This is a genomic window from Paramuribaculum intestinale, assembly GCF_003024925.1.
GTDB classification, from domain to species: Bacteria; Bacteroidota; Bacteroidia; order Bacteroidales; family Muribaculaceae; genus Paramuribaculum; species Paramuribaculum intestinale.
The window spans coordinates 1-6270 of sequence record NZ_PUED01000143.1 but is presented as its reverse complement, the minus strand read 5'-3'; the positions used below and the strand labels follow the sequence as shown (position 1 = coordinate 6270).

Below are 6270 nucleotides of genomic sequence, written 5' to 3'. Positions count from 1 at the left end.
GGCGACAGGAATCGCTTGATATGTGCGCAGGTGATTGTCGGCTCCACGATCTGATCGATAAGCCGGTCGCCGTCCCACAGGGCCACCTTGGCGGCCGAGTTGCCCTGATCTATGGTGAGGTTGAGTGACATTTCGCCGCAAAATTAACAAATTCCACTGAATTATGCCTCTTTATGTGGGCAGTGTCTGTGCGTGCCGTGGGCTTTTAACTCTTTTTACCCTTACCCGAAGCCTGCCTTGCGGCTCTTGGGAGCATCAGCGAGGCGTAGACCTCAATGGCGCCTCCGGCGAGTGTAAAGGCCATCCAGTCGGTCTGCCTCGGATACCAAAACATAAAGAAAGCTCCGACTCCGAACATGATGGCGGCCCACAGCTCGAGACGGACGAGGCGGCGCACCCTCAGATCGGGCGACGGTGATTTGGCGCAGGCGCGTCCGGCTATAGCCATTACGGCTCCGGCCGCGTATATCCACCGGTAGAGCTCCTGGGATATCTTCAACAGCGGCATAGCGGTGGCCGCGAACACGAGGAGCAGTCCGGCCACGGCGATCCATTGCGCCCAGGGGCGCTGAGATAATGTATTGTTCATTCTACAAGGAATATGTCTTCATTGGGACGCTGCATGTGGTATTGCTCCCTGACGATACGTTCCATCGTTTCGGGATCTGTGCGCAGCCTTTCGTTGAGCGCCTCGTAATATCGCAGTGTGTCGTAGTTGGCGGCGATCTCGGCCTGCAGCCGGTCGATTTCCTTCTGGTAACGGTAATTGTCGAGAATCGAATTATCGTTGAAGAAGAGCACGTAGACGAGCACTCCCGTCATCAGCACGAAGGGGAGATTGACGTAGCGTCGGGTCCAGCTCCATAGGTCGGTCAGTCGTTCGCTCATATCGGGTCGTGGGCAGTGTGTTACAGGAAACATGCAGTCTGCAGCCGTCGTGCGGCATGCTTGATGCTGCAAAGTTACATATAAATCGCGAAAACGCGGTCAGTGGCATCGTCTAATTTTATCATCCTTACAAACACACGGAGATGCAGTCTGCACAGACTTTGCGCCGGTGGGCGAAAGTGAATGAACTTTAGGTATTTTATTCAACAATTTTTACTTAACTTTGCGGCGCGCCGGGCAAATAGCCTGCGCACCATGAAACAAAGAACAATCAATCACAGTGCAATTGCAAGCAAAAGCATCATGACAGAAGAGACAAAAGTGCGGGCCATGGACAAGGTGGTGGTCCGCTTCTCGGGCGATTCGGGCGACGGCATGCAGCTCGTTGGCAATATCTTCACCAACGTGTCGGCCGGCATCGGCAACCAGGTATCGACCTTCCCCGACTATCCGGCGGAAATACGCGCTCCGCAGGGTTCGCTCGGCGGCGTATCGGGATTTCAGGTGAGTGTGGGCACGGGTGTGCACACCCCCGGCGACCAGTGCGATGTGCTGGTGGCGATGAATCCCGCCGCTCTCAAACAGAACTGCCGCTACGTGAAGGATGGCGGAGTGATCATAGTCGACATAGACTCTTTCAAGCAGGCTGATCTTGACAAGGCCAAATTCACCACTACCGACCCGTTCGGCGAGCTGGGCATCCGCGCCCAGGTGCTGGAGGTGCCGGTGACCACCCTCACCAAGGCAGCCCTGGCCGACAGCGCCCTCGACAACAAGAGCGTGCTGAAATGCCGCAATATATTCTGTCTGGGCCTCGTATGCTGGCTGTTTGACCGTCCGCTGCCTGCCGCCGTGCATTTCCTTCAGAAGAAATTCGCGAAGAAACCGGCTATATTCGAAGCCAACGAGAAGGTGATCCATGCCGGATATGACTACGGCTCAAACATCCACGCCACCGTCTCGACCTACCGCATAGAGTCGGAGCCCGCACGCAAGGGCGTCTATACCGACATCAACGGCAACACAGCCACAGCCTGGGGTCTGATCATGGCTTCGGAAAAGAGCGGACACCCCCTCTTTCTGGGCAGCTATCCCATAACCCCCGCGACCGACATACTCCAGGAGCTTGCCAAGCGCAGGGATCTGGGCGTAAAGGCTCTGCAGATGGAGGACGAGATAGCCGGGGTGTGCTCTGCGATAGGCGCCGCCTTCGCGGGCAATCTGGCCGTGACGTCGACCTCGGGTCCGGGTCTGGCACTAAAGAGCGAAGGCATAGGCCTGGCGATGATAGCCGAGCTGCCGCTGGTGGTGATCGACGTGCAGCGCGGCGGCCCCTCCACCGGCCTTCCGACCAAGACCGAACAGACCGACCTCATGCAGGCTCTTTATGGCCGCAACGGCGAAAGCCCCGTGGCTGTAGTGGCTCCGGCCACTCCCACCGACTGCTTCACCATGGCATTCGAGGCCTGCCGCATAGCCATAGAGCACATGACACCGGTGATATTGCTGACCGATGCCTTCATAGGCAACGGCTCGTCGGCGTGGCGGATACCCGACGCCGACGAATATCCGGCCATCAATCCCCGCTACATATCGCCCGAAGCGGCTGCCGAAAGCGGCTGGAAGCCCTACAACCGCGACGAAGCCAGCAAGGTGCGCTACTGGGCCATACCGGGCACCGAAGGGCTCACCCACCGCATCGGCGGCCTTGAGAAAGACTATAATACCGGAGCTATCTCGACCGATCCGGCCAACCACGAGCGGATGGTCTACACCCGCCGCGAGAAGATAGCCCGCATAGCCGACGACATACCGGCTCTCGAAGTCATCGGCCAGCCGGGCGCCGACACCCTGCTTGTGGGCTGGGGAGGGACCTACGGCCATCTGCGCACCGCCGCCTCGGATCTTGCCAAGGAGGGCGCCGCGATAGACTTCGCCCACTTCCGCTACATCAATCCCCTGCCGGCCAACACCGGCGAGGTGCTGCGCCGCTACCGCCGCGTGATCGTGGCCGAGCTCAACACCGGGCAGTTTGCCGACTACCTGCAGTCGAAGTTCCCCGACGTGAACATCAGCCGCATCAACAAAGTCCAGGGCCAGCCATTCATGGTCAGCGAAGTGGCCGAGAAGGTGAAGGCCATCATGGACGAGAACCGTTAAGTAACCCAAATCAAGACAGAAGCAATGGACAACACTGCATACAATCCCGCTGACTACAAGAGCGACCAGCCGGTGCGCTGGTGTCCGGGATGCGGCGACCACGCCATACTCAACTCGCTCCACAAGGCCATGGCCACCATAGGCGTCGCTCCTCACATGACGGCCGTCATCTCGGGCATCGGATGCTCGTCGCGACTCCCCTACTACATGAACACCTATGGCTTCCACACGATCCACGGACGCGCCGCCGCCATAGCCACCGGCTTCAAGGTGGCCAATCCGGAGATGACCGTATGGCAGATCTCGGGCGACGGCGACGGCCTCGCCATAGGCGGCAACCACTTCATCCACGCCGTGCGCCGCAACATAGACATCAACATGCTGCTGCTCAACAACAAGATCTACGGCCTCACCAAGGGACAGTATTCGCCCACGAGCGCACGCGGCTTCGTGTCGAAGACCTCGCCCTACGGCACGACGGAGGATCCGTTCATCCCTGCGGAGCTGGTGTTTGGCGCACGCGGCAACTTCTTCGCACGCAGCATCGACGTGGAGCTGCAGATCTCGCAGGAGGTGCTCACCGCCGCCGCACGCCACAAAGGCACAAGCGTGGTGGAGATACTTCAGAACTGTGTGATATACAACAACGGCATACACAACTTCATCACTGACCGCGAGCACCGCGCCGAGCGCACCATACACTTGGTGGATGGCCAGAAGATGCTATTCGGCAAGAACAACGAGCGCGGAATAGTGCGCGACGGCTTCCTGCTGAAGGCTGTGGAGCTTGGCACCGACGGCTATACGATAGACGACGTGCTCACACACGACGCCCGCTGCCAGAGCAACTTCCTGCACCAGCAGCTGGCGATGATGGACGGCACCGACCTGCCGCTGGCCATCGGCGTGATACGCGACGTGGAGGCTCCGGTCTACAACGAGGAACTCGACCGTCAGGTGGAGGAGGTCAAGGCCGCCCATGGCTTCGACTCGCTGCGCTCCATGATCATGGCCGGCGAGACATGGGAGGTGAAGTGAGCGGCAGACGGTATCAGCATGTCATATCCAAAACATAATACAATACCCGCACGTTATAATAATCAAGCAACCATCAACACTCAACCATCATGAACATATTCAAGGCTATAACTCTTGGCACCGCAGTGGCAGTAATGGTCGGCGGCTGCACATCGAACAAGAAGTACACGGCACTGCAGAACCGCTACGACGAGCTGTCGAAAGACTACAACGCATCGCAGGTGGCCCTGGCCGAGAGCCGCGCCAACGCGCGCAGTCTGGAAACTCTGCTCGAAGAGGCCCGCCGCAACAATGCGGATCTGAAGCGCAACTACGAGCAGATGCAGGGTTCGCTCAACCAGAGCCTGCTGCAGAACCAGCAGGGATCGATCAACATATCCAAGCTCGTGGACGAGATCAACGCATCCAACCAGTATATCAAGCAACTCGTGCAGGCCAAGTCGAAGAGCGATTCGCTCAACATGGTGCTGACCAACAATCTGACCCGTTCGCTCTCGCGCGAAGAGCTCAAGGAGGTGGACGTGAAGGTGCTCAAGGGAGTGGTGTATATCTCACTGGCCGACAACATGCTCTTCAAGTCGGGCAGCTATGAGGTGAACAGCCGCGCCATGCAGACCCTGTCGAAGATAGCCAAGATCATCAAGGACTACGGCGACTACGACGTGCTCGTAGAGGGCAACACCGACAATGTGCCCATCAGCCGCACGAATATCCGCAACAACTGGGATCTCTCGGCTCTGCGCGCCTCGTCGATCGTACAGGTGCTTCAGAACGACTTCGGTGTCAATCCCGCGCGCCTCTCGGCTGCCGGACGCGGCGAGTACAACCCCATCGCCGACAACGATACCGACCTTGGCCGCCAGCGTAACCGCCGCACGGAGATCATCGTGACTCCCAAGCTCGACCAGTTCCTCGATCTGATCGACAAAGCTCCCGAGACCGACGACTCCGCGGCCAACGGCAACTGATCCGCGCGATAAACAACCATATAATGGCGATGTGTCGAAATTATGAATTTTGGCACATCGCTTTGTTTTATATACGGACATAGAGAAGAGAGAGAGGAGAGAAATCAGGAAGTCAGAATGATCAAGATGGCACTAATCCGAATGCCCGGGTTATGACCCGGATGGATCATGATGACACAATAAGACGAAGCTGCGTCGCAAAATCACGACACTGCTTCGTCATTATGGGATATCATTGCCTTTCAGGCAAAGGCGGGATTATCTCTTTTCCGGTTCGTTGAGTTCATAGAATCGAACCCAGTCGACAAGCATCTCGATAGGAAGACCAGCGGGGTCGACCGCACCTACCCAATTGCCACCGAGCTGCATGTCGATCAGCAGGTAGTAGGGAGCCTCGGGGAAAGGGAACTGACCCTCAAGTTCAGTCTTTATGCGGGGATATGTGAATGTGTGGGTGTCATTGATGAAGAAACTGAGTGAATCGTCATACATTTCCACGGCATACACATTGTAGTCGTCAGGTTTGATCGTGCCGGTGCTGTAATGAGGCGGCTCGTTGTCCTTCTTAAGCTCGAGAGTGTAATATGAATGAACGGTCTGATATGCGAAAGTGTCGGCGCTGAGGCGTTCCATTATGTCGATTTCGCCTCCCTTAGGCCACTGGCTGTTGGGATATGCGGGATCGGGAAGCATCCATATTGCAGGCCATGAGCCCTGGCAGTGGCCAAGCTTCGCGCAAATTTCGATTCTGCCATTGCCGAACGATTTCTTTCCCTTGGTATATACTCCACCGGTAAGATATGCGGCCGTATCGGCCGATCCCTCATAGTTCCTGATGCCGTGCAGCACCAGATTGCCGTCGCGCATGGAGTAAACCGTGTCCTCGGTTGTCATGTAGTTGTTCCAGTCGGATTCGCCGCGCGGTATGCGCACCCATACATTTGTATCGAGGCTCTCACCGTCGAAGGTTTCCTCCCAGACGAGATTCCATTTCTCGGGAGCCTCAGCCTTTTTCTGGCTACACGACACAGTCGAGCCTATAGCCATGATCGCCGCAGCAGCAGTAAAAAGAAGTTGTTTCATCTTACACAATGATTCGGTAAAATTTGAGGTTGTTCAGTCTTGGCTAAGCCGCTAACTGAGCCAACCGATGATTTATTTTCTGAATTATTTTGAGATGCGGAGATTTTCCGCAAGTCGAAATAATTGTTGAGGC

6 protein-coding genes are annotated in these 6270 nt (G+C 56.8%); 3 read left to right on the top strand and 3 right to left on the bottom strand.

What is annotated here, in order from left to right; translation table 11 throughout:
• Positions 1-205 precede the first annotated feature (205 nt).
• Together C5O24_RS09985 and C5O24_RS09980 are read right to left on the bottom strand one after the other, a co-directional pair.
• On the bottom strand, positions 206-589 hold the full coding sequence (locus C5O24_RS09985; protein ID WP_107034938.1) for a hypothetical protein: 384 nt from the start codon (positions 587-589) through the stop codon (positions 206-208).
• Positions 586-888: an FtsB family cell division protein gene (locus tag C5O24_RS09980; protein WP_161553874.1), complete on the bottom strand. Its 303-nt coding sequence runs from the start codon at positions 886-888 to the stop codon at positions 586-588. Before C5O24_RS09980 ends, C5O24_RS09985 begins: the two co-directional genes overlap by 4 nt.
• 303 nt (positions 889-1191) lie before the next feature.
• On the opposite strand from C5O24_RS09980, the gene C5O24_RS09975 reads away from it, so the two are divergent.
• The 3 genes from C5O24_RS09975 to C5O24_RS09965 all read left to right on the top strand — a co-directional run bounded on the left by C5O24_RS09975 (position 1192) and on the right by C5O24_RS09965 (position 5054).
• A complete protein-coding gene (locus C5O24_RS09975) occupies positions 1192-3048 on the top strand; it encodes a 2-oxoacid:acceptor oxidoreductase subunit alpha (protein WP_107035067.1) in 1857 nt (618 codons plus the stop codon).
• 24 nt (positions 3049-3072) lie between these two features.
• Complete coding sequence (locus tag C5O24_RS09970; RefSeq protein ID WP_107034936.1) at positions 3073-4086, top strand: 2-oxoacid:ferredoxin oxidoreductase subunit beta; 1014 nt, start codon at positions 3073-3075, stop codon at positions 4084-4086.
• Positions 4087-4175: 89 nt separating this feature from the next.
• Complete coding sequence (locus C5O24_RS09965) at positions 4176-5054, top strand: OmpA/MotB family protein (protein ID WP_107034935.1); 879 nt, start codon at positions 4176-4178, stop codon at positions 5052-5054.
• A 258-nt stretch (positions 5055-5312) separates the two neighbouring features.
• Here the strand turns inward: C5O24_RS09965 and C5O24_RS09960 are convergent, their stop codons facing one another.
• On the bottom strand, positions 5313-6137 hold the full coding sequence (locus C5O24_RS09960; RefSeq protein WP_170067075.1) for a glycoside hydrolase family 16 protein: 825 nt from the start codon (positions 6135-6137) through the stop codon (positions 5313-5315).
• Between the last annotated feature and the right edge of the window lie 133 nt (positions 6138-6270).